Source organism: Streptomyces sp. RKAG293 (assembly GCF_023701745.1).
Lineage (GTDB): Bacteria > Actinomycetota > Actinomycetes > Streptomycetales > Streptomycetaceae > Actinacidiphila.
The window spans coordinates 4,997,501-5,017,331 of the sequence record NZ_JAJOZB010000001.1 but is presented as its reverse complement, the minus strand read 5'-3'; the positions used below and the strand labels follow the sequence as shown (position 1 = coordinate 5,017,331).

15 protein-coding genes and 2 rRNA genes (1 of these 17 only partly in view) are annotated in these 19,831 nt (G+C 68.9%); 8 read left to right on the top strand and 9 right to left on the bottom strand.

What is annotated here, in order from left to right; genetic code table 11:
* Window positions 1-30 precede the first annotated feature (30 nt).
* Window positions 31-1,581, top strand: coding sequence for an FAD-binding oxidoreductase (locus tag LNW72_RS22300; RefSeq protein WP_250977021.1), 1,551 nt, complete (start codon window positions 31-33; stop codon window positions 1,579-1,581).
* Between the two features lie 48 nt (window positions 1,582-1,629).
* Here the strand turns inward: LNW72_RS22300 and LNW72_RS22295 are convergent, their stop codons facing one another.
* The gene (locus tag LNW72_RS22295) at window positions 1,630-2,304 is read right to left on the bottom strand and encodes a phosphatase PAP2 family protein (RefSeq protein ID WP_250977020.1); all 675 of its coding nucleotides are present in this window, start codon (window positions 2,302-2,304) and stop codon (window positions 1,630-1,632) included.
* A gap of 186 nt (window positions 2,305-2,490) precedes the next feature.
* Entirely contained in the window at window positions 2,491-3,498 is a 1,008-nt protein-coding gene (locus LNW72_RS22290) for a bifunctional lytic transglycosylase/C40 family peptidase (RefSeq protein ID WP_250980258.1), read from the bottom strand.
* 321 nt (window positions 3,499-3,819) lie between these two features.
* Here LNW72_RS22290 and LNW72_RS22285 point away from each other — a divergent pair, with 321 nt between their 5' ends.
* From LNW72_RS22285 to LNW72_RS22260, 6 genes are all read left to right on the top strand, one after another.
* Window positions 3,820-4,128 carry a hypothetical protein gene (locus LNW72_RS22285; RefSeq protein WP_138358463.1) on the top strand — a complete coding sequence of 103 codons (309 nt, stop codon included), beginning with the start codon at window positions 3,820-3,822 and terminating at the stop codon, window positions 4,126-4,128.
* 80 nt (window positions 4,129-4,208) lie between these two features.
* On the top strand, window positions 4,209-5,036 hold the full coding sequence (locus LNW72_RS22280; protein WP_250977019.1) for a hypothetical protein: 828 nt from the start codon (window positions 4,209-4,211) through the stop codon (window positions 5,034-5,036).
* Entirely contained in the window at window positions 5,026-6,363 is a 1,338-nt protein-coding gene (locus LNW72_RS22275) for a hypothetical protein (RefSeq protein WP_250977018.1), read from the top strand. The genes LNW72_RS22280 and LNW72_RS22275 overlap by 11 nt, the downstream gene beginning before the upstream one ends.
* The gene (locus LNW72_RS22270) at window positions 6,360-7,904 is read left to right on the top strand and encodes an SCO6880 family protein (RefSeq protein WP_138358457.1); all 1,545 of its coding nucleotides are present in this window, start codon (window positions 6,360-6,362) and stop codon (window positions 7,902-7,904) included. Before LNW72_RS22275 ends, LNW72_RS22270 begins: the two co-directional genes overlap by 4 nt.
* Window positions 7,905-7,923: 19 nt before the next feature.
* Complete coding sequence (locus LNW72_RS22265) at window positions 7,924-9,327, top strand: ATP-binding protein (protein WP_164295100.1); 1,404 nt, start codon at window positions 7,924-7,926, stop codon at window positions 9,325-9,327.
* Window position 9,328: 1 nt separating this feature from the next.
* Window positions 9,329-11,098 carry a type IV secretory system conjugative DNA transfer family protein gene (locus LNW72_RS22260; RefSeq protein WP_374117309.1) on the top strand — a complete coding sequence of 590 codons (1,770 nt, stop codon included), beginning with the start codon at window positions 9,329-9,331 and terminating at the stop codon, window positions 11,096-11,098.
* A gap of 47 nt (window positions 11,099-11,145) precedes the next feature.
* Here the strand turns inward: LNW72_RS22260 and LNW72_RS22255 are convergent, their stop codons facing one another.
* The 4 genes from LNW72_RS22255 to LNW72_RS22240 all read right to left on the bottom strand — a co-directional run bounded on the left by LNW72_RS22255 (window position 11,146) and on the right by LNW72_RS22240 (window position 15,832).
* Window positions 11,146-12,228, bottom strand: a complete 1,083-nt coding sequence (locus LNW72_RS22255) for a LacI family DNA-binding transcriptional regulator (protein WP_250977017.1) — start codon at window positions 12,226-12,228, stop codon at window positions 11,146-11,148.
* 122 nt (window positions 12,229-12,350) lie between these two features.
* Window positions 12,351-14,006, bottom strand: a complete 1,656-nt coding sequence (locus LNW72_RS22250) for an extracellular solute-binding protein (RefSeq protein ID WP_250977016.1) — start codon at window positions 14,004-14,006, stop codon at window positions 12,351-12,353.
* Window positions 14,007-14,093: 87 nt separating this feature from the next.
* Window positions 14,094-14,981, bottom strand: coding sequence for a carbohydrate ABC transporter permease (locus LNW72_RS22245; protein WP_250977015.1), 888 nt, complete (start codon window positions 14,979-14,981; stop codon window positions 14,094-14,096).
* Window positions 14,978-15,832: an ABC transporter permease subunit gene (locus tag LNW72_RS22240; RefSeq protein ID WP_250980256.1), complete on the bottom strand. Its 855-nt coding sequence runs from the start codon at window positions 15,830-15,832 to the stop codon at window positions 14,978-14,980. The genes LNW72_RS22245 and LNW72_RS22240 overlap by 4 nt, the downstream gene beginning before the upstream one ends.
* A gap of 309 nt (window positions 15,833-16,141) precedes the next feature.
* Between LNW72_RS22240 and LNW72_RS22235 the strand changes: the two genes are divergently transcribed.
* The gene (locus LNW72_RS22235; protein WP_250977014.1) at window positions 16,142-17,146 is read left to right on the top strand and encodes a hydroxyacid dehydrogenase; all 1,005 of its coding nucleotides are present in this window, start codon (window positions 16,142-16,144) and stop codon (window positions 17,144-17,146) included.
* A gap of 21 nt (window positions 17,147-17,167) precedes the next feature.
* Here LNW72_RS22235 and LNW72_RS22230 read toward each other — a convergent pair whose 3' ends face one another.
* From LNW72_RS22230 to LNW72_RS22220, 3 genes are all read right to left on the bottom strand, one after another.
* Window positions 17,168-17,677 carry a GNAT family N-acetyltransferase gene (locus tag LNW72_RS22230; RefSeq protein ID WP_250977013.1) on the bottom strand — a complete coding sequence of 170 codons (510 nt, stop codon included), beginning with the start codon at window positions 17,675-17,677 and terminating at the stop codon, window positions 17,168-17,170.
* A 90-nt stretch (window positions 17,678-17,767) separates the two neighbouring features.
* Window positions 17,768-17,884: ribosomal RNA gene (gene rrf, locus LNW72_RS22225) — 5S ribosomal RNA — on the bottom strand.
* A 78-nt stretch (window positions 17,885-17,962) separates the two neighbouring features.
* Window positions 17,963-19,831 (bottom strand): 23S ribosomal RNA (locus LNW72_RS22220); it runs 1,255 nt beyond the window's last position.

The window sequence follows — 19,831 nt, the reverse complement described above, 5'->3', positions numbered from 1 at the left end:
ACGGCGGGCCCCGGGCAGGAGGCTGCGGCCGTGAACCGACGAGATGCGCTCCGCGCCGGATACGGCGTCGCCGCGTCGACGTGGCTGGCCGGCTGCAGCGCGGGCGACAGCGCCGACGCGAAGCCACCGGGTCCCTCCCGCACCCCGGCCCCCACCGCCCCGGGCGGGACCGCCACCTCCGCCACCCCCAGCTCACCGCCGGACTGGCCGGCCCTGGCCAAGGGCCTGGGCGGCGCGCTGATCCGCCCCGACGACAGCGCGTACGACACCTCCCGCCGGCTCTACAACACCCGCTTCGACGGGCTGCGCCCCGCCGCCATCGCCTACGCCTCGGGCCCGGACGACATCCGCGAGTGCCTGGACTTCGCACGCCGCTCCCGGTCGGTCCGGCTGTCGGTCAGGAGCGGCGGCCATTCGTACGGGGGCTGGTCCAGCGGCGGCCAGGACCACCTCGTCCTGGACGTGTCCCGGCTCAACGCGATCAGCACCAACGGAACGGCCGCCACCGTCGGCGCCGGCGCGAAACTCATCGATGTGTACTCCCGGCTCGGCGAGCACGGCAGGACCGTCCCCGCCGGCTCCTGCCCCTCGGTCGGCGTCTCCGGGCTCACCCTCGGCGGCGGCCATGGCGTGCTCAGCCGCTCGTACGGTCTGACCTGCGACAGCCTCACCGGCGCCACCATCATCACCGCCGACGGAAAGCAGCTGGACTGCGACGCGACCACGAACTCCGACCTCTTCTGGGCGCTGCGCGGCGCCGGCTGCGGCAACTTCGGGGTCGTCACCGAGCTCCGCTTCGCGACCCACCCCGCGCCGTCCGTCGTGACCGGGTACGCGACCTGGCCGTGGAGCCGGGCGGCGGCCGTCGTCCGCGCCTGGCAGGAGTGGGGACCCGACCAGCCGGACCACATCTGGTCGGCGCTGCATCTGGAGGGGCCGGCGGGCGGCGCTCCGACGGTCTCCCTCGCCACCCTGTCGACGGGCTCGCGGTCCGATCTGGCCAACGCCGTCGACCGGCTCGCCGGGACCGCGGGAGGCGGGTCGCCCTCCTTCTCTACGCATCCGCGCTCCTACATGGAGGCGATGTTCTCGTACGCCGGCTGCTCGGGCCTGACCACCGCCGAGTGCCATCTGCCGCCCAAGGGCCGGCTGCAGCGCGAGACGTACACCGCCCGTTCCGACTTCTACGACCACTCGCTGTCGCCCGCGGGCATCCAGGCCCTGCTCGGCCAGGTCGAGCGGCTCGGCTCGCTCTCCGGCGACGGCGCCGGCAGCGTGGCACTGACCGCCCTGGGCGGCGCGGTCAACCGGGTCGACCCGGGCGCGACGGCGTTCGTGCACCGCCGCTCCCGTTTCCTGGCGCAGTACATCGCCTCGGACGGCCTCAGCCGGACGACCTGGCTGGACACGCTGTACGGGGCGATGCGCCGTTACGCCTCGGGCGCCGCCTACCAGAACTACGCCGACCCGGCCCTGAAGGACTGGCGCCAGGCCTACTACGGCAGCGCCGCGGCCCGTCTGGCGGACGTGAAGAAGAAGTACGACCCCGACAGGCTCTTCGACTTCCCGCAGGCCGTGTAGGCCCGCCGCGAGCCCCGGGCACGGTTGCGTCCGGGCGGGCCGGCGGGCTCAGGCCGCCAGGTCCTTGTCGTACGCGGTGGGCACCGGGTACGCCTCACCGCGCCGCGCCGGGGACCGGACGAGCCCGCGCACCCGGGACCGGCTCATCGCCGTCGTGACGGGCGTCAGCAGGGCCATGGCGAGCGGTGCCAGCAGCAGCGCCGTGGCCGTGCCGAGGGCGAAGCCGCCGATCACGTCGGTCGGGTAGTGCACGCCCATGAAGACCCGGCAGAAGCCCTCGGCGAGCGCGATCAGTATGGCGACGACACCCACCTTGCGGCTGACCATGAACAGCCCGACGGCCATGGCCATCGTGAGCGTCGCGTGATCGCTCACGAACGAGAAGTCGGACTTCCCCTTGATCAGGACGTCGAGCCCCTCATGGTCCACGAAGGGCCGGGGACGCTCCACGAGGCCGCGCACCGGGATGTTCAGCAGCAGCGCGATCCCGGCGGCGAGGCCGGACCACACCACCCCGGCGACCGCGGCGGGCGCCTGCTCGCTGCGCCGCGCGACCCGCCACCAGCACCAGCCGGCCAGCAGCAGCATGAGCACGATCAGCCCGTATTCGCCGATGAACTCCACGGAGCGGTCGACCCAGTGCGGGGAGTCCTTGGCAAGGCCGTTGATGTCGCGCAGCAGGCCCACGTCAGGGTTCGAGCCGTCGGTTGCGTGCTCTGCCATGTGGTGGTGCCCCTTACCTGATCCATACTCCGGCCCCGCTGCTGGCCTCCAGGCCATGAACGCCGTTTCTTCGCGCCATTGTCCCTGTGCAACGGCGGACACGGTACGTAGCGTTCCGGTCTCTACCGGATGATCACCAGGAAGTTATCCAAGAGAGATCGGACGGCGCATCCCCAGGCCAAAGCCTCACGCAGAGCCCGTAGTCGGCAGCGCCTGCGCGCCGTCCTCCGTCACGCGGGTCCCGCCGATGAAGTCCGGTGTGTCGATCTTGTCGAAGCGAATGACCGCGCCGGTGTACGGGGCGTTAATCATGTACCCACCCCCGACGTACAGTCCGACGTGGTGGATCGACCGGGGGTCGTTGAGGTCGGTGGCGAAGAAGACCAGGTCGCCCGGGAGCAGTTCGTCCCGCTTCGGGTGCGGCCCCGCGTTCCACTGGTCGTTGGCCACTCGCGGCAGCTCGATGCCGACCGATTCGTAGGCCGCCTTCGTCAGCCCGGAACAGTCGAACCGCCCGTTCTGGTCGGCCGTCCCGTTGCCGCCCCACAGATACGGCGTGCCGAGCTTGCCCTGCGCGTAGTAGATCGCCGCCGCGGCCTGCTGGGAGGGCGCCACGCGGCCCACGGGCGCGGCGAAGCTCTTCTCCAGTGTCCTGATGGTCTTCACGTAGTTCTGCGTCTCGCGGTACGGCGGGATCCCGCCCGCGTGGATCACCGCGTACGCGCCCGCGTTGTACGCCGCGAGCATGTTGTCGCTGTGGTCCCCGGGCACGTCCTTCACGTACTTGGCCAGCTCGCAGTCGTACGAGGCGGCCGACGGGATCGCGTCCTCCGGATCCCACACATCGCGCTTCCCGTCCCCGTTCCCGTCCACCCCGTGGGACGCCCAGGTGCCCGGGATGAACTGCGCGATACCTTGCGCGGCGGCGGCGCTCTGCGCCTGCGGGTCCCAGCCGCTCTCCTGGTACAGCTGTGCGGCCAGCAGCGCCGGATTGATCTCCGGGCAGAGGTTGCCCCACTTCTGCACGATCGACTGGTACATCGCCGGCACCGAGCCCTTGGCGAGGGTGACCGACCCACCGCTCCCGCCCGCCAGCCCGGCGGCGGCCGAGAACGTGCCGATCACCAGCAGCGCCAGGAACGAAAGGCACAGCCCGAAGCCGAGAGTGACGGTGAGCCAGACCTTCTTCGCCATCAGCCATGCCCCCTCAGGAGTGATGTACGGGCTGCGGGGCACCGATGGTGACGGTGCGCCAGACTTTCCGCAGCATTCGTCCGCGCCTTCGTTCCAATCGTTGCCCTACGGTGACGCTCGTGATACACAGAGTAGTCGTCTACGTCCCATCGAACACCGGTCCGTGCAACATTCTGGACGCTGCGGTCCGGATCACACGGGGGATCCGTCGAGAAAGTCGCCGAGTCGACAAGAACCGGTTGACACATCGGCCAAGATAGACCCTGGACCCTTGCGCCCCGGCGAGGGCTCCAACTGACCGAGCGGGGTGGTGAGTTCCATATGTTCTTGGCAGCCACAAAGGGCGACATCAACACCATTATCGGTGGCATCGCCCCCAACTGGGGGCCCTTCGGGTCCCTCGGGAACGAAGCACGCGTGATGATCGAAGTGGTCATGGCGGTAGCGATCCTGCTCTGCCTCGCCATCGCGATCTGGGGCGCGGCCAAACAGCGGATCGGCGCGACGGCCCTCCGCGACACCTTCAGCGCCGAACAGGGCAAGGGTCTGATCATCGCCGGCCTGACCGGCGTGTTCATCATCGGATCCCTCGGCACGCTGTTCACCATCGTCTACGGCATGGCCGTGTAGTCGTGTAGCCCAGAGCCAGCCTGTCCCATGTCCCCGGGAGCCCGTCCCAGGCTCCCTCCCCCACCCGAGGCTGCGTGCTGATGCCCACTCACCCCAGCAGCGATACCGGCCAGGACGGCCCACCGACGCGCACCCGCATGCCCGAAGGGCACGGCGGGCACGGCGCCGCGCCACGCCGCACCAAGCCGAGCCGCGCCCTGGTGACGGTCCTCGGCGTCGTCGTCGTCCTCGTCGCCGTGATCGTCCTCGCCAACCGGGGCGGTGGCAACACCGCCTCCGACGGCGCGTCCTCCGGCGGCACCAAGGGCACCAACGCGAACCCCACCGCCCCGACCGGCGACAAACCGGTCACGGGCAACAACGCGGGGATCGCGTCGGGCTTCGCGAAGTCGGAGCAGGGGGCACAGTCCGCGGCGGCGAACTATGCGGTGGCGCTGGGGGGTGACGGGATGTTCTCCACGGACCGCCGCTCCCAGATTGTGGGGGCGGTGTACGCGCCCGACGTCGCGGCGAAGAATCGCGCGGACCTCGACAAGGTGTACTCGGACCCGGCGTTCCTGCAGCGGATCGGCCTCCAGACAAACGGCACCGCCTCTCGGGGCCTGACCTTCGTCTCGCGGGTGAACCCGGTCGGAACCAAGACCGAGAAGTTCGACGGCGACTCCGCCACGGTGGCCGTCTGGTACTCCGCCCTCTTCGGCCTGGCCGGCGAGGGCTCGACCAACCCGGTGTCCGAGAGCTGGTACACCAACACCTTCCAACTGCGGTGGGTCAACGCGGACTGGAAGATCGTTTCCTTCACCCAGAAGGACGGCCCCGCACCAGTGGGTCGCGACCAGGCCGCATCATCGGCGAAGGAGATGTCCGACGCGGTGAACGGGTTCGGAGGGTTCACCTATGCCCGGTAGTCGACGCAGTCTCCGTGCCCTCTCGATCGGCTCAGTGGTCGCTGGCGTTCAGACCATGGCGATCCTGCTCGCGTCCCGTGCCTTCGCGGCACCGACGCCGACGCCCACGCCTACCACCTCCAGCGATCCCTGCGAACTGATCCGAGGCCCGGCCAAGGACTACTGCGAGAAGGGCAAGGGCGGCGGAAGCGGTGTCCCCAACCCCCTCCCCGACACCCTCGACCCCCTCAGCGCCCTCGCGAAGGGCTGTGCCGACGCCGCCTCCTGGGTGATCACCAAGCTCTCCAAGGCGATCACGTCCACCACGCAGGTGGACTTCACCAACACCACCTTCCTGCGCCAGTACGCCGTCGTGTTCGCCGCCTCGACGATCCTCACGCTCGTCCTCTGGCTGCTGGCCGTCGCCAAGCGGGCCGTGCGCGGGGTGCCGCTGACGGAGGCGTTGACGGAGGCCGTCGGGTTCCTGTGGCTGACGGTGCTGGCCTCGGCGTTCACTCCGCTGGTCCTCTACACGGTGGTGTCGGCGACGGACGCGGTGACGGATGTGATCGCGGCCGGCACGTCGTCGAACACCAACACGTTCTTCGGCAACTTCTCCGCGGCGCTCGCCAAGGGCCAGGACATCGGCGGCGGCCCGATCATGCTGATCGTCGTGTCGATGGTGTCGGTGCTGGCCGCCGGCGTGCTGTGGCTGGAGCTGGTGATCAGGGCCGCGCTGCTCTACGTCGGCGCGCTGCTCGGCACCGCGGTGTACTCCGGGCTGGTCGACAAGAACATGTGGGGCCATGTCCGCCGCTGGGCGGGCATCATGATCGCGGTCATCCTCGTCAAGCCGGTGATCGTGATCGTGCTGGGCCTGGCGGGGGCGCTGAGCGCGTCCGACGGGCCGAACTCGTTCTCCGCCGTCGTCTCGGGACTGGCGATCATCCTGCTGGCGATCTTCGCGAGCTTCATGATCTACCGCTTCGTGCCGGGCTTCGGCGACGACGTCGTGAGCCTGAAGAACAACCGCAAGGAAGCCGGCGGCGCCCAGGCCGCGGCCGTGATCTCCTCGCCCGCCGCTCTGGTGAAGCAGGGGATCAAGACACACAGCGCGCGCGGCGGTCCGCAGGAGCAGGCAACCAGTGGGGGCGGCAAGCCGTCCAACCCGGTGTCCGGCGGCGTGGCCGCCCACGGCAGCCGCAACGGCAACCCCGGCCCGAGCGGCGGCGGAGGCGGTGGCGGCGGTTCGAACGGCGTCCCCGCGGCGCCCGCGCCCCGCACCACACCGGACCGCGGGAACAACAGCAACGGCAACGGAAACAAGCACGGAGGTGATCGCCGGTGACGTCCCAGCCCTTCACCCAGCCGCGCCGCACATATCTGATCGGCAAGGCCCGCCCGAACGCGATCGTCGGCAAGAACCGGGAGACCGGCGAGATCGCGCTGATCGTCGTCGGCGCGTTCCTGGGCATGATGTGCGGCCTGCTGGTCCCGATACTTCCGTTGCGCATCCTGACGCTCGTCGGGTGGCCACTGCTGGCGTTCGCCGCCGTCTACATGCCGTACCGGCGGCGGACGTTCTACCGCTGGTTCGAGATCAACCGCACCTACCGCCGTACGCTGCGCCGCTCCCCCGCCTACCGGTCCGCGGTCTCCGAGGCCGGTATCGGGCTCGACGGGCGGGAGGTCGAGGTCGGGCCGCCGCCCGGCATCGGCCGGATCAACTGGCTGTCGGCGCCGTTCGGCCCCGACGAGATCGCCGTGCTGCTGCACATCGACCGCAGGACCGTGACCGCCGCGATCGAGATCGAGGGCCCCGGCGTCGGGCTGCGCGACAGCGAGGACCAGGAAGCCCTGGTGGAACGGTTCGGCACGCTGCTCAAGCACGTGGCGAACGGCGACGGCTACGTCACCCGCCTGCAGATGCTGGCCCGTACGCTGCCCGCCGACCCGGACGCGCACGCGAAGGACGTCTCGCTGCGCGGCGACCCGCAGGCCGAGTCCTGGCTCAAGGACTCCTACGAGCAGCTGCAGTCGATGGTGTCGACCTCCTCCGAGCAGCACCGCGCCTACCTCGTCGCCTGTATGCACTTCACCCGCGAGCTGGCCGCCGAGGGCCACGCGCTGGCCCGCGCGACCGTCACCCGCCGCTCCGAGGTCGACAAGGACGCGGGGCTCGCCGCCGTCATGGCCCGTGAGCTCACCGACATCTGCGCCCGGCTCGCCGAGGCGGACATCCGGGTCCGCCAGCCGCTCGGCCAGGCCCGGCTGTCGTCCCTCGTGCACTCGATGTACGACCCGGACCACCCCATCGACCACATCCAGGCGATGACCCGGCGCAACGCCTGGCCGGCCGAGCTGGACGCGACGGAACCGACGTATCTGCAGGCCAAGACCCGCGAGTCGTCCACCCGCGCGCCCTGGCACCACTCCACCGCCTGGGTGAAGGAATGGCCGATGACACCCGTCGGCGTCAACTTCCTCGCCCCGCTGCTCGTCCACACCCCGGACGTGATCCGCACGGTCGCGGTCTGCATGGACCTGGAGCCGACCGACGTCGCCATCGAGCGGATGCTGACCGAGAAGACGAACGACGACGCGGACGCCAGCCGCGCCGCCAAGATGAACCGGGTGATCGACCCGCGCGACGTCGCCCACCACGGCCGCGTCGACCAGCGCGGCGAGGACCTCGCCAGCGGGGCCGCCGGAGTGAACCTCGTCGGCTACATCACCGTGTCCTCCCGCTCCCCCGAAGCCCTCGCGCGGGACAAGCGCACGATCCGCGCCTCAGCGGGTAAGTCGTATCTGAAACTGGAGTGGTGCGACCGTGAGCACCACCGTGCGTTCGTGAACACGCTGCCGTTCGCGACCGGAATCCGCCGCTAACAGGAGGCCCATCATGCCCATGCTGGACCCCCTCGCCGCGCTCACCGACGCGTTCACCGGCTTCCTGTTCGGGAAGGTGGAGTCGACGCGGCTGCCCGTCCGCACGTCCACCGGGCAGGCGCAGGCCGTGTACCTGCCCACCGCGGCCCCCGGCCTCGGCGACTCCGGCGTGATCATCGGCCGCGAGGTGTACTCCGGCAAGGGCTACATCTACGACCCGTTCCAGCTCTACGGCCAGCAGCTGCCCGCCCCGCACTGGCTGGTGCTCGGCGAGTCCGGCAACGGCAAGTCCGCGCTGGAGAAGACGTACGTGCTGCGCCAGCTGCGCTTCCGCGACCGCCAGGTCGTCGTGCTGGACGCCCAGGGCGAGGACGGCGTCGGCGAGTGGAACCTGATCGCGAAGGCGCTCGGAATAACTCCCATCCGCCTGGACCCGATGGCCGCCCTCAACGGCGGCATCAAGCTCAACCCGCTGGACCCGGCGATCGCCGCGACCGGGCAGCTCGCGCTGCTCCGCACGATCATCGAGGTCGCGATGGGGCGCGCCTTGGACGAGCGGTCCGGCTTCGCCCTCAAGGTCGCCCACGCGTATGTCACGGAGACCACCACCGAGCGGCAGCCGATCCTCACCGACATCGTCGAGCGGCTCCGACATCCCATGCCGGACTCCGCCGAGGCGATGAACGTCGATGTCGACGACGTCCGGGCGTGGGGCCTGGACGTGGCCCTCGTGCTGGACCGGCTGGTCGACGGTGACCTGCGCGGCATGTTCGACGGCCCGACGACCAACGGCATCGACCTGGACGCGCCACTGATCGTCTTCGACCTCTCCCACATCGACCGCAACTCGATCGCCATGCCCATCCTGATGGCCATCGTCGGCGTGTGGCTGGAGCACACCTGGATCCGGCCCGACCGGGTCAAGCGCGTCTTCCTCGTCGAAGAGGCCTGGCACATCATCAACAGCCCGTTCGTGGCCCAGCTCTTCCAGCGGCTGCTGAAGTTCGGCCGCCGCCTCGGCCTGTCCTTCGTCGCCGTCGTCCACCACCTGTCGGACGTCGTGGACGGCGCCGCGGCCAAGGAGGCCGCCGCGATCCTGAAGATGGCCTCGACGCGGACGATCTACGCCCAGAAGGCCGACGAGGCACGCGCGACGGGCCTGGTCCTCGGTCTGCCCCGGTGGGCGGTGGAGATCATCCCGACGCTCACCCCCGGCATCGCCGTCTGGGACGTCAACGGCAACGTCCAGGTCGTCAAGCACCTGATCACCGAGTCCGAGCGCCCGCTGGTCTTCACGGACAGCGCGATGACGCAGTCGTCCGTCGACCACACGGCCCAGGTCGAGGCGGAGGCGGTGGCCGACGCGGCCGCGGCCGCGGAGGTCTCGCTCGCGAAGCAGTTGGCCGACGACGCGGTGGCCTGACGTGGCGGCGGAGCGACGCGGGACCGCCGAGCGGCGGGCCGAGGGCGGTGTCCCGGACGGACTGATCCTCGGGATCCTCGGCTTTCTGCTGGGCATGACCATCATGGTCTGGACGGCCACCGGCATCGCGGGGCTGTTCGCCCACGGCCAGTGGCCCACCGCGGTGCACTTCACCCGCACCCCGCTGGCGATGCGGCACCTCATCGGCGACCCGCACGACATCCCCGGCGCCTGGCCGGAGTCCCCGCCGCCCGAGCTCCCGGGCTCCGGGCTCTTCTGGGGCATCTTCATCGGCCAGTTGATGGTCCTCTTCGTCCTGACGGTCTTCCTGATCGGCGTCCTCACCCGGTACCGCGTGGTGCGCGCCAACCGCCGCGAGGCCCGCGCGGCGGCGAAGGCAGCCCAGGACACCGCCGGAGGGGAGCGGTCCGAGGACACCGGCGCCGTTCCCCGCCCCCGGCGACGCGAACCCGACCGTGAGCCGAACGGTCAGCGTGACAGCGAGCCAAAGAACGAGCCAGAACCCGAGCAGCGGCCCGAGCCGGCGCCCGCCGTACCGACGGCGTACGAGGCGCAGCCCCCCGACGCCGCCCCCGCGCCGCTACAGGGCCACGGCACCCCCGTCCAGCCGGAGTTCGCCCCTGTACCGGCCGGCCAGGGGGCTCCCGGCCCGCAGATCGCCGCCGTCCCCACGGGACCGGGACACGGGATACCGCCGCTCGCCCCGCCCGCGGCCGATCCACTCGCCGGCGGCGAACTGACCCGTACCTACGCCCTGTTCGCGGCCCCGCGCGGCGACAAGGCCAAACGGGCCGTGGAGCCCGCGATCCTGAACGCCGCCGGCGCGGTGATCGTCACGACCGCCGACGCCGAGACGTACCGCAGGACCGTCGGCAACCGCAGCAAGCTGGGCCCGGTCACCGTCTACGATCCCGCGCACCTGATCGACCTTCCGGGACGCCTGCGTTGGGCCCCGCACACCGGCTGCGAGGACGCGCCGAAGGCGGCGACCCGCGCCGCGGCGCTCCTCGCGCCGCTGCGGCCCACCAGCAGCCTGGACTCCCTGACGTTCTCTGCTGCCGAGACGCTGCTGCGCTGCTGGCTGCACGCGGCCGCCGTCGACGGTCTGCCGTTCCGTCAGGTGCACCGCTGGGCGGCGGGCGGCGCCGCGGGCGGCGAGGCGGTCCGGATCCTGCGGACCGCACGAACGGCCGCGCCCGGCTGGAGCGGCGAGCTGGAGTCGATACTCCACGCCCACCCGGAGCGCCGGGACGCCGCGCAAGCACTGATACACCGGGGGCTGGAGTGCCTCAACTCCATCCATATCAGGGACGCCTGCAATCCCGGTCGAGCCGGAGCACCGGATTGGGAGTCGTTCGTCTCCGAGAGGGGAACGCTCTACGTGGTGGGTGAAGCGATCGAGGATCCACGAGCCCGCCCGGGTGCGATGCCACTGCTGACCGCACTCGTATCGAGCGTGGTCGAGCACGGCCGGTCCATGGCTGCGAGGTCATCTGCCGGTCGGCTCGACCCACCAATCACGCTGGTCCTCGACGACATCGCGGCGCTGGCTCCGATCCCGGAGCTGCCCGCGCTGCTGGCCACCGGACAGGCCGACGGGCTTCCGGTGCTCGCGGTGTTCCGTTCGCCGGAACAGGCCAGGGACCGCTGGCGGACGGCGCTCTGGCAACAGGCCGACGTACGCCTGTCATTGGGCGATCCGTTCGGCGCCATCGCCGACGAGATCCCGGACGCGGTCCGGCTCGGCTAGGGCCTGTCCGGCCGATCACGAACGGCCCCTTCCGGCCGGCAGGACGGTCAGCCCCGCGGCGCCCGCCCCACCGAATCGCGCACCACGATGTGCGTGCCCAGCAGATGGCGGCGCTGCGCCGGCCCGCCCGACACGTCCTCGGACAGCGCGATCCTGACCGCCTCGCGGCCCAGCTCGTACGAGGGGATGTGCACGGTCGTCAGCGGCGGGTTGAGGTCCTGCGCGAAATGCTCGTTGTTGTAGCCGACGACCGACACGTCCTCGGGCGTCCGCAGCCCGGCGTCGCGCAGCGCGGCCATCGCGCCCGCCGCGACCAGGTCGTCACCGGCGAAGACCGCCGTGAACTCCGGCCGCCCGCCGGACACCGCGATCATGGACCGGACCGCCGCATAGGCGTTGTCCCGCCCCATGCCCGATCCGGAGACCTGCGCCGGCTCCGGGTCCAGACCGTGGTCCGCGAGCGCCCGGCGGTACCCGGAGAGCCGGGGCTCGAAGGTGCTGTGGCCCGGGATCCGGCCGAGGAACAGGATCCGCCGGTGCCCGGCCGACAGCAGATGGCTGGTGATCGCATAGGCACCCGCCTCGTTGTCGTACTCGACGACGAGCACCGGCATGTCGGGCGTGGGCGCCGGACGGCCGCACAGCACCAGCCGCGACCCGGCCGCCGACAGCGCGTGCGCGTACTCGTTCAGCCGGACCCGGTACGGCTCGTCCTCGACCGCGCCGCCGACCAGCACCACCACCTCGGCACGCTGCTCGCGCATCATCTGCACGAGCGCCAGCTCCCGCGCGATGTCCCCGCCGTGGCTGCACACCAGGCACAGCCGGCCGCGGGCCGCGGCCTCCTGCTCGACGCCCTGCGCGACCTCGGCGTAGAACGGGCTGTCGACGGCCTGCACGATGACCGCGACGGTCTTCGGACCGGTCCCGGCCAGCGCCCGCGCCCGCGCGTCGATGACGTAGTCCAGGTCCTTCACCGCCCGCAGCACCTTCGCGCGCGCCGCGGCGGACGTCGGATAGTTCCCGGCCAGGACCCGCGAGACCGTCGCGACCGATACGCCCGCCCGCTCGGCGACGTCCCGGATGGTCACCCGACGCTGACCTCCGGCCCGTGATGCTGCTTCCGTCATGCCCGCATGCCCGCCGTCCGATTCCGTGCGCCCCACCCCACGCTGCCACCCAGCGTAGTCGTGCCACGCCCGGCGGCAGCGCCCTCCACACCCACTGATCCGCAGAGCGCAGCCACGGCCGCTCAGGTGTTGGCGGCGTAGTCCTCCGCCAGCTCGTCGGCCATCTTCGCGCGGCCGTCGTTGCGCATCTTCTTGACCACCGCGTCCCATTCGCCGATCGGTTTCCGCCCGGCCACGATGCTCATCACGCTGTCCCTCAGATACTGGTCGACATTGGCGCCGACCCGGCTCAGCGTCGCCGACTGCAGTCCGAAGCGCGGATTGCGGACCATCAGCGGCATGGCCTTGACCTGCCAGGCGTGGTTGATCCTGGCCGCCTCCGGCCGGCCGGGGATGAAGAGCACCTGCGGCGCGTCGCACAGGTACTTGAACGGCAGGTTGGTGTTGCCCTCCAGCAGCCCCAGGTCGTTGAGCTTCGGCGACCCGTCGGCGCCGCGGCTGAAGTGGGTGCCCTCGATGCCGAAGTGCAGCAGCTCGTACTCCTTGCTGCCGAACGGCGACGCGAGGTAGTCCAGCACCCGCAGCATGAGCTTGATCCGGTCCTTCGACGCCTTCTTCAGCACGGTGTAGCCGAAGATGTTGCGCGCCTGCTGGATCGCCGGCTTCGCGCCGCCCGAGCCACTCGCGTCGTACGGCAGCGCCACGTCCAGGTCGAACTTCCCCTTGATGCCCTGGACGTTGCTGATCAGCGCGCCGAAGCCGTCCGTCATCGAGCCGACGGTGCCGTTGTAGAACTGCGTCTTGAGGTCCACCTGCGAGGTCGCCGAAGCGTTCGGCTCGAACAGCCCCGCCGCCCGCAGCTTCGCCATGTACTCGATGGACGCCCGGAATTCGGGGGTGGCGTACGCGTCGGTGAACGTGCCGCCCTCCACCTTCCACTCATAGGGCGCACCGAACGCCAGCGCGTGCACATTGAGCCCGAACACGCTCTGCTGCGAGGCGCCCAGCGCGTACGACCTGCCCTTCGTCGCCGCCTTCGCCACGGCCAGGAAGTCGTCCGCGGTCCAGCCGTCCTTCATCCCGGCCCCGGCGAACACGTTCCTGTTGATCCACAGCTGGTTGCCGGGCTTGGAGCGCTCCACCGGCACCCCGAAGATCCGGCCGCCGATACGGCCCATGTCCTGCCAGGCGTAGGTGGGGATGTTCGCCAGGTTCGGGTACTGCTTGACGGCGTCGCCCGACAGGAAGTCCGACAGGTCGGCGCACTTGGACTGCACGAACTCGGCCTCGCGCGGCAGCACGTACCCGCCGCCGATGTTGATGATGTCCGGCAGGTCGTCGCCGGCCATCAGCGTCGCCATCTTGTTGGGGTAGTCCGAGTCCGGGACGACCGTGTATTCGATCTTCACGCCCAGCGCCTCGTTGACGGCCGTCCAGAACGTGTTCTGCGCGGCCGCCTTGGGCGGCGTCCCGTACGTGATCGTCAGCACCTTGATCGTGCTGCCGTCACCCGGCTTGGCGGCCACCGCCTGCACCAGGTTCTTCGGGTACGAGGTGAAGCCGGCCTGCACCCCGTTCGCCGAACCCGGCAGGTCGGGCACCGGGCCCTGGAAGGGCAGATGCGTCGGCCAGGCGCCCAGCTTCTTCCCCGCGTTGGAGACGTCGTGCCCGCCCGAGGCGGACGAACAGGCGGTGAGTACGGAGGGGACCGCGAGGGCGGCGCCACCGGCGGCGATCGAGCGCAGCAGGGTACGCCGCGAGTACGACGAGGGACTCAACGGAGGTGTCCTTTCGGAAGGGACTCGCTAAGGAGGACTCGCAAAGGTGAGCTCGCCGAGGTGGGCTCGCCGAGGTGGACGAGGAGCTCAGCTCTTGATGGCGCCGGTGAGCACGCCCTTGGTGAAGTACTTCTGCAGGAAGGGGTAGACGATGAGGATCGGCACCGTGGCCACGACGAGCACCGCCATCTGGATCGTCTGCGGCGCGGACACCATGCCCGCCTCGCTCACCCCGGTGTCGGCGATCTGCGCGCCGTTGATCACATACGTCCGCAGCACCTGCTGCAGCGGCCAGTGGTCGGAGTTCAGATAGATCGACGCGTAGAACCAGGCGTTCCAGTACGAGACCGCGTAGAAGAGCCCGACGACGGCCAGTGCCGCCTTGGAGAGCGGAAGGACGATCTTCCGCAGCACCGTCCAGTCCCCCGCCCCGTCGAGCCGGGCCGCCTCGTACAGCTCCTCGGGCACCGACTGGAAGAAGCCGCGCAGCACGATCAGATTGAAGACGTTGATCAGCACGGGAGCGACCAGCGAGGAGTAGCTGTCCAGCATTCCCAGCCCCTTGACCAGCAGGAAGCCGGGGATCATGCCGGGCGGGAAGAGAAACGTGAAGAGGATCAGCAGCAGCACCGGACGGCCGCCGAAGACTCCCGGGCGGCTCAGCGCGTAGGCCAGTCCGATGGTGCACGCGAGGCTGACCGCCGTACCGACGATCGTCACGCCGGCGCTCACCATCAGTGCGTGCCCGACGATCCCGCCGTCGAAGATCTGGTGGTAGGCGCGCAGCGTCGGGTGCTGCGGCCACAGCACCCAGCCGCCGTTGTCCACGACCTCCTGGTTGGAGGCCAGACTGGTCGAGACGATGATCAGGAACGGGACGAGGACCAGCGCCACGACCGCCGTCAGCGCCACGGCCTTCGCCGCCCGCGTGACCGGCCGCGGCTTCTCCATCCAGCTGGGTCGGACGGCGCTCATCGGTACACCCCCTGCTCCCCGAGACGATGGGCGATCTTGTTCGCCGTGTAGACCAGCGCGGCACCGACCAGGCCCTTGAACAGCCCCGCGGCGGCGGCGAACCCGAAGTCGCCGCCGATGATGCCCTTGTAGTAGACGAAGGTGTCGATGATCTCCGCCGCCTCCGGCCCCACGGCCGGGCGCTGCAGCAGCATCTGCTCGAAGCCGACGGAGAGGACGTCGCCGAGCCGCATGATCAGCAGCAGCACGACGATGGGCCGTACGGCGGGCAGCGTGACGTGCCAGAAGCGCCGCCACGGCCCGGCGCCGTCGATCGCGGCCGCCTCGTACTGCTGCTCGTCGACCTGGGCGAGCGCAGCGAGGAAGATGATCGTTCCCCAGCCGGCGTCCTTCCAGATCACCTGCGCCACCACCAGCGGCTTGAACGCGTCGGGGTTCCCGATGATGTCGACGCTGTGCAGCCCGGCGTCCCCGAGCGCGCTGTTCAGCAGACCGGTGTCGCCCAGCAGTTGCTGGAAGAGCGCGACGACGATGACCCAGGACAGGAAGTGCGGGAGATACGCGACGCTCTGCACGAAGCGCCGGACGCTGTCCCTCGTCAGGCCGTGCAGGAGCATGGCGAGCGCGAGCGGGACGGGGAAGTAGAACGTCAGCTGCAGCAGCGCTATCCACAGGGTGTTGACAACGGACGCCCAGAAGTCGGCGTCTTCGAACATCCGCTGGAAGTTCTCCAGCCCGATCCACTGGCTGGCCCACAGCCCGTCGAACGGCACGTAGTCCTTGAACGCGATGACGTTGCCGGCCATCGCGCCGTAGTGGAACAACAGGAAGTACGCCAGTCCCGGCAGCATCAGCAGCAGCAGGACCCGGTCCTTGCGAAACCGCTTCCCTCGCGAGTCCCGGCGGGGCGGCCCACCCGGCTCCACCGCCCGCCCCTCCCGTTCCTGCTCCTCGAAGGGCGCTGCGACCGCATGACTGCGGTCCGTGGCGCCCTGGTCGGCTATCGCCATCGCGTCCTCCCTGACGGTCGAGGTGGGAGGAAACTAAACCGGTTACTACGTGAGGTCAAGACCTTGAACCCGTGTCGTTCTTGACCTGAGGGGCTGACCGTTCTAGCCTCCGATCAACATCAGGTAACCGTTTACATCGTGGGGGTTGTCATGCCGGACCGACCGACCGCCGTCCTGGCCATGCGCGCGGACGTGGTCGACCTGGTGCTCCCCGCCGATCTGCGAGCCCGGCTCGAGGGCTGCGTACGACTCCATCCCGACGTCATCACCAGCGGCTTCGACACCCTCGCGGCCCGCACGGCGCTCCGCGCCGCGGATCTGCTCATCACCGGCTGGGGCTGCCCGGTCATCGGCCCGGACACCCTCGCCGCGGCCCCCCGGCTGAGCGCCGTCATCCACGCCGCCGGCACCGTCAAGGACCATGTGCACCCGGCCGTCTGGCAGCGCGGAATCTCCGTCTCCTCCGCGGCCGACGCCAACGCGGGCCCCGTCATCGAGTTCACTCTGGCCACCATCGTGCTGGCCGCCCGCCGCACCCTCGGCGCCGCGGCCCAGTACGCCCGCGGCGACCTGCCCGGCTTCGGCGAACGCCAGGGGGGCGACGGTGCGACCATCGGCGTCATCGGGGCTTCCCGTATCGGCCGGGGCGTCATCGACCGCCTCACGACCGCGACCGCCGGCTATCGCGTACTGCTCGCCGACCCGTACGTATCGGCGCAGACGGCCGACGAACTCGGCGTCCAGCTCGTGGAGTTGGACGAACTGTGCCGGTCCTCGGACATCGTCACCGTGCACGCCCCGGACCTGCCCGAGACGCACCATCTGCTCGACGCCCGGCGGCTGGCCCTGCTCCGCGACGGCGCCGCACTCATCAACACCGCCCGCGGCCGGCTCATCGACACCGACGCCCTGGTCCGCGAATGCTCCACCGGCCGTTTCGACGCCTACCTCGACGTCTCGGAACCGGAGCCGCTCCCCCACGGCCACCCGCTGTTCGGCCTCCCCAACGTCCTGGTCACACCGCACATCGCCGGCTGCCAGGGCACCGAGGTCCGCCGGCTCGGCGCTTACGCCGTCGACGAAGTACGGCGCTGGACCCGGGGCGAGCGCCTGTTGGGCGAGGTCAGTGCGGCCGACCTGGAGCGCATCGCGTAGCCACGTCGTGCGGGCCTCTGCTCAGGAGGGGCGGGGGAGCTCCATCTCGTACTCGGTCTGCGACTCGTCGAGCGGGAACGCCATCGTCTCGCCGGTCCTCGTGAACCCCAGCCGCGCGTAGAAGGCCTGCGCCCGCGCGTTGTCCTCGTGCACCCACAGCCGGACCCGGCCGATCTTCTCCGGCAGCTCCCACGACCAGTCGATCGCGGCCCGCAGCATCCGCTCGGACAGCCCGTTGCCCCGGCCTTCCGGTGCCATGTAGACGCCCACAATGTGGGTCTGCGGGACCGGGAACGCCGCTCCGACCTCCACCAGCACGGTTGCGGAACCCACCCACTCGCCGGCCTCGTTGACCGCAACGAACCCGGGGGTGGTTCCTCTGCGCTGCCACGTCTCCTCGGGGAAGGCCGCTTCGGTCTCGTAGGTGTTGACGAAAGCCACGCTGCTCGCCGGGTCCAGAAGCGCGGCCAGCCTCAGCTGCTTCCGCTGCTGCCACTCGTGCGGGCGGGTGGCACGTATCTCGTATCCCATGCGGCGATCGTGTCAGCCGTCCGGGCAGCATCGCAACGCAAAAAAACCTCAGGCCCGGGATCAGAGATCCCGGGCCTGAGGCCAATGATTGTTCGGCGGCGTCCTACTCTCCCACAGGGTCCCCCCTGCAGTACCATCGGCGCTGAAAGGCTTAGCTTCCGGGTTCGGAATGTAACCGGGCGTTTCCCTAACGCTATGACCACCGAAACACTATGAAGTTAACCAACCGGGTGTTATCACGGTTCGTTACTTCAGAACTACACAGTGGACGCGAAGCAAAAATAGTTAGACAAGCCCTCGGCCTATTAGTACCAGTCAGCTCCACCCGTTACCGGGCTTCCACATCTGGCCTATCAACCCAGTCGTCTACTGGGAGCCTTAACCCCTCAAAGGGGGTGGGAATACTCATCTCGAAGCAGGCTTCCCGCTTAGATGCTTTCAGCGGTTATCCTTTCCGAACGTAGCCAACCAGCCGTGCCCTTGGCAGGACAACTGGCACACCAGAGGTTCGTCCGTCCCGGTCCTCTCGTACTAGGGACAGCCCTTCTCAATATTCCTGCGCGCGCAGCGGATAGGGACCGAACTGTCTCACGACGTTCTAAACCCAGCTCGCGTACCGCTTTAATGGGCGAACAGCCCAACCCTTGGGACCGACTCCAGCCCCAGGATGCGACGAGCCGACATCGAGGTGCCAAACCATCCCGTCGATATGGACTCTTGGGGAAGATCAGCCTGTTATCCCCGGGGTACCTTTTATCCGTTGAGCGACGGCGCTTCCACAAGCCACCGCCGGATCACTAGTCCCGACTTTCGTCCCTGCTCGACCCGTCAGTCTCACAGTCAAGCTCCCTTGTGCACTTACACTCAACACCTGATTGCCAACCAGGCTGAGGGAACCTTTGGGCGCCTCCGTTACTCTTTAGGAGGCAACCGCCCCAGTTAAACTACCCACCAGACACTGTCCCTGATCCGGATCACGGACCGAGGTTAGACATCCAGCACGACCAGAGTGGTATTTCAACGACGACTCCACCATGGCTGGCGCCATGACTTCACAGTCTCCCACCTATCCTACACAAGCCGAACCGAACACCAATATCAAGCTATAGTAAAGGTCCCGGGGTCTTTCCGTCCTGCTGCGCGAAACGAGCATCTTTACTCGTAGTGCAATTTCACCGGGCCTATGGTTGAGACAGTCGAGAAGTCGTTACGCCATTCGTGCAGGTCGGAACTTACCCGACAAGGAATTTCGCTACCTTAGGATGGTTATAGTTACCACCGCCGTTTACTGGCGCTTAAGTTCTCAGCTTCGCCACACCGAAATGTGACTAACCGGTCCCCTTAACGTTCCAGCACCGGGCAGGCGTCAGTCCGTATACATCGCCTTACGGCTTCGCACGGACCTGTGTTTTTAGTAAACAGTCGCTTCTCGCTGGTCTCTGCGGCCACCCCCAGCTCAGGAAGCAAGTTCCCTCACCAGTTGTGGCCCCCCTTCTCCCGAAGTTACGGGGGCATTTTGCCGAGTTCCTTAACCATAGTTCACCCGAACGCCTCGGTATTCTCTACCTGACCACCTGAGTCGGTTTAGGGTACGGGCCGCCATGAAACTCGCTAGAGGCTTTTCTCGACAGCATAGGATCATCCACTTCACCACAATCGGCTCGGCATCAGGTCTCAGACTCAATGTGTGACGGATTTGCCTATCACACGTCCTACACCCTTACCCCGGGACTACCACCGCCCGGGCTGGACTACCTTCCTGCGTCACCCCATCGCTTACCTACTACAGAATCGGGTCGCCGGCTCCACCACTCCCCTCAACTCCGAAGAGATCAGGGCGGCTTCACGGGCTTAGCATCCTCTGGTTCGATACTGGGCGTTTCAAAGCGGGTACCGGAATATCAACCGGTTGTCCATCGACTACGCCTGTCGGCCTCGCCTTAGGTCCCGACTTACCCTGGGCAGATCAGCTTGACCCAGGAACCCTTAGTCAATCGGCGCACACGTTTCCCACGTGTGTATCGCTACTCATGCCTGCATTCTCACTCGTGTACCGTCCACGACTGGCTTCCGCCGCCGCTTCACCCGGCACACGACGCTCCCCTACCCATCCCCGCACCCGTTAGGGCTTCGCACGGGAATGACACGACTTCG

Coding starts and splice junctions, on each gene's coding strand:
- LNW72_RS22230 (WP_250977013.1), bottom strand. CDS start 17,677: ATGGGATACGAGATACGTGCCACCCGCCCGCACGAGTGGCAGCAGCGG.
- LNW72_RS22255 (WP_250977017.1), bottom strand. CDS start 12,228: ATGACGGAAGCAGCATCACGGGCCGGAGGTCAGCGTCGGGTGACCATC.
- LNW72_RS22275 (WP_250977018.1), top strand. CDS start 5,026: ATGCCCGGTAGTCGACGCAGTCTCCGTGCCCTCTCGATCGGCTCAGTG.
- LNW72_RS22245 (WP_250977015.1), bottom strand. CDS start 14,981: ATGAGCGCCGTCCGACCCAGCTGGATGGAGAAGCCGCGGCCGGTCACG.
- LNW72_RS22295 (WP_250977020.1), bottom strand. CDS start 2,304: ATGGCAGAGCACGCAACCGACGGCTCGAACCCTGACGTGGGCCTGCTG.
- LNW72_RS22240 (WP_250980256.1), bottom strand. CDS start 15,832: ATGCTGCCGGGACTGGCGTACTTCCTGTTGTTCCACTACGGCGCGATG.
- LNW72_RS22285 (WP_138358463.1), top strand. CDS start 3,820: ATGTTCTTGGCAGCCACAAAGGGCGACATCAACACCATTATCGGTGGC.
- LNW72_RS22290 (WP_250980258.1), bottom strand. CDS start 3,498: ATGGCGAAGAAGGTCTGGCTCACCGTCACTCTCGGCTTCGGGCTGTGC.
- LNW72_RS22235 (WP_250977014.1), top strand. CDS start 16,142: ATGCCGGACCGACCGACCGCCGTCCTGGCCATGCGCGCGGACGTGGTC.
- LNW72_RS22265 (WP_164295100.1), top strand. CDS start 7,924: ATGCTGGACCCCCTCGCCGCGCTCACCGACGCGTTCACCGGCTTCCTG.
- LNW72_RS22280 (WP_250977019.1), top strand. CDS start 4,209: ATGCCCACTCACCCCAGCAGCGATACCGGCCAGGACGGCCCACCGACG.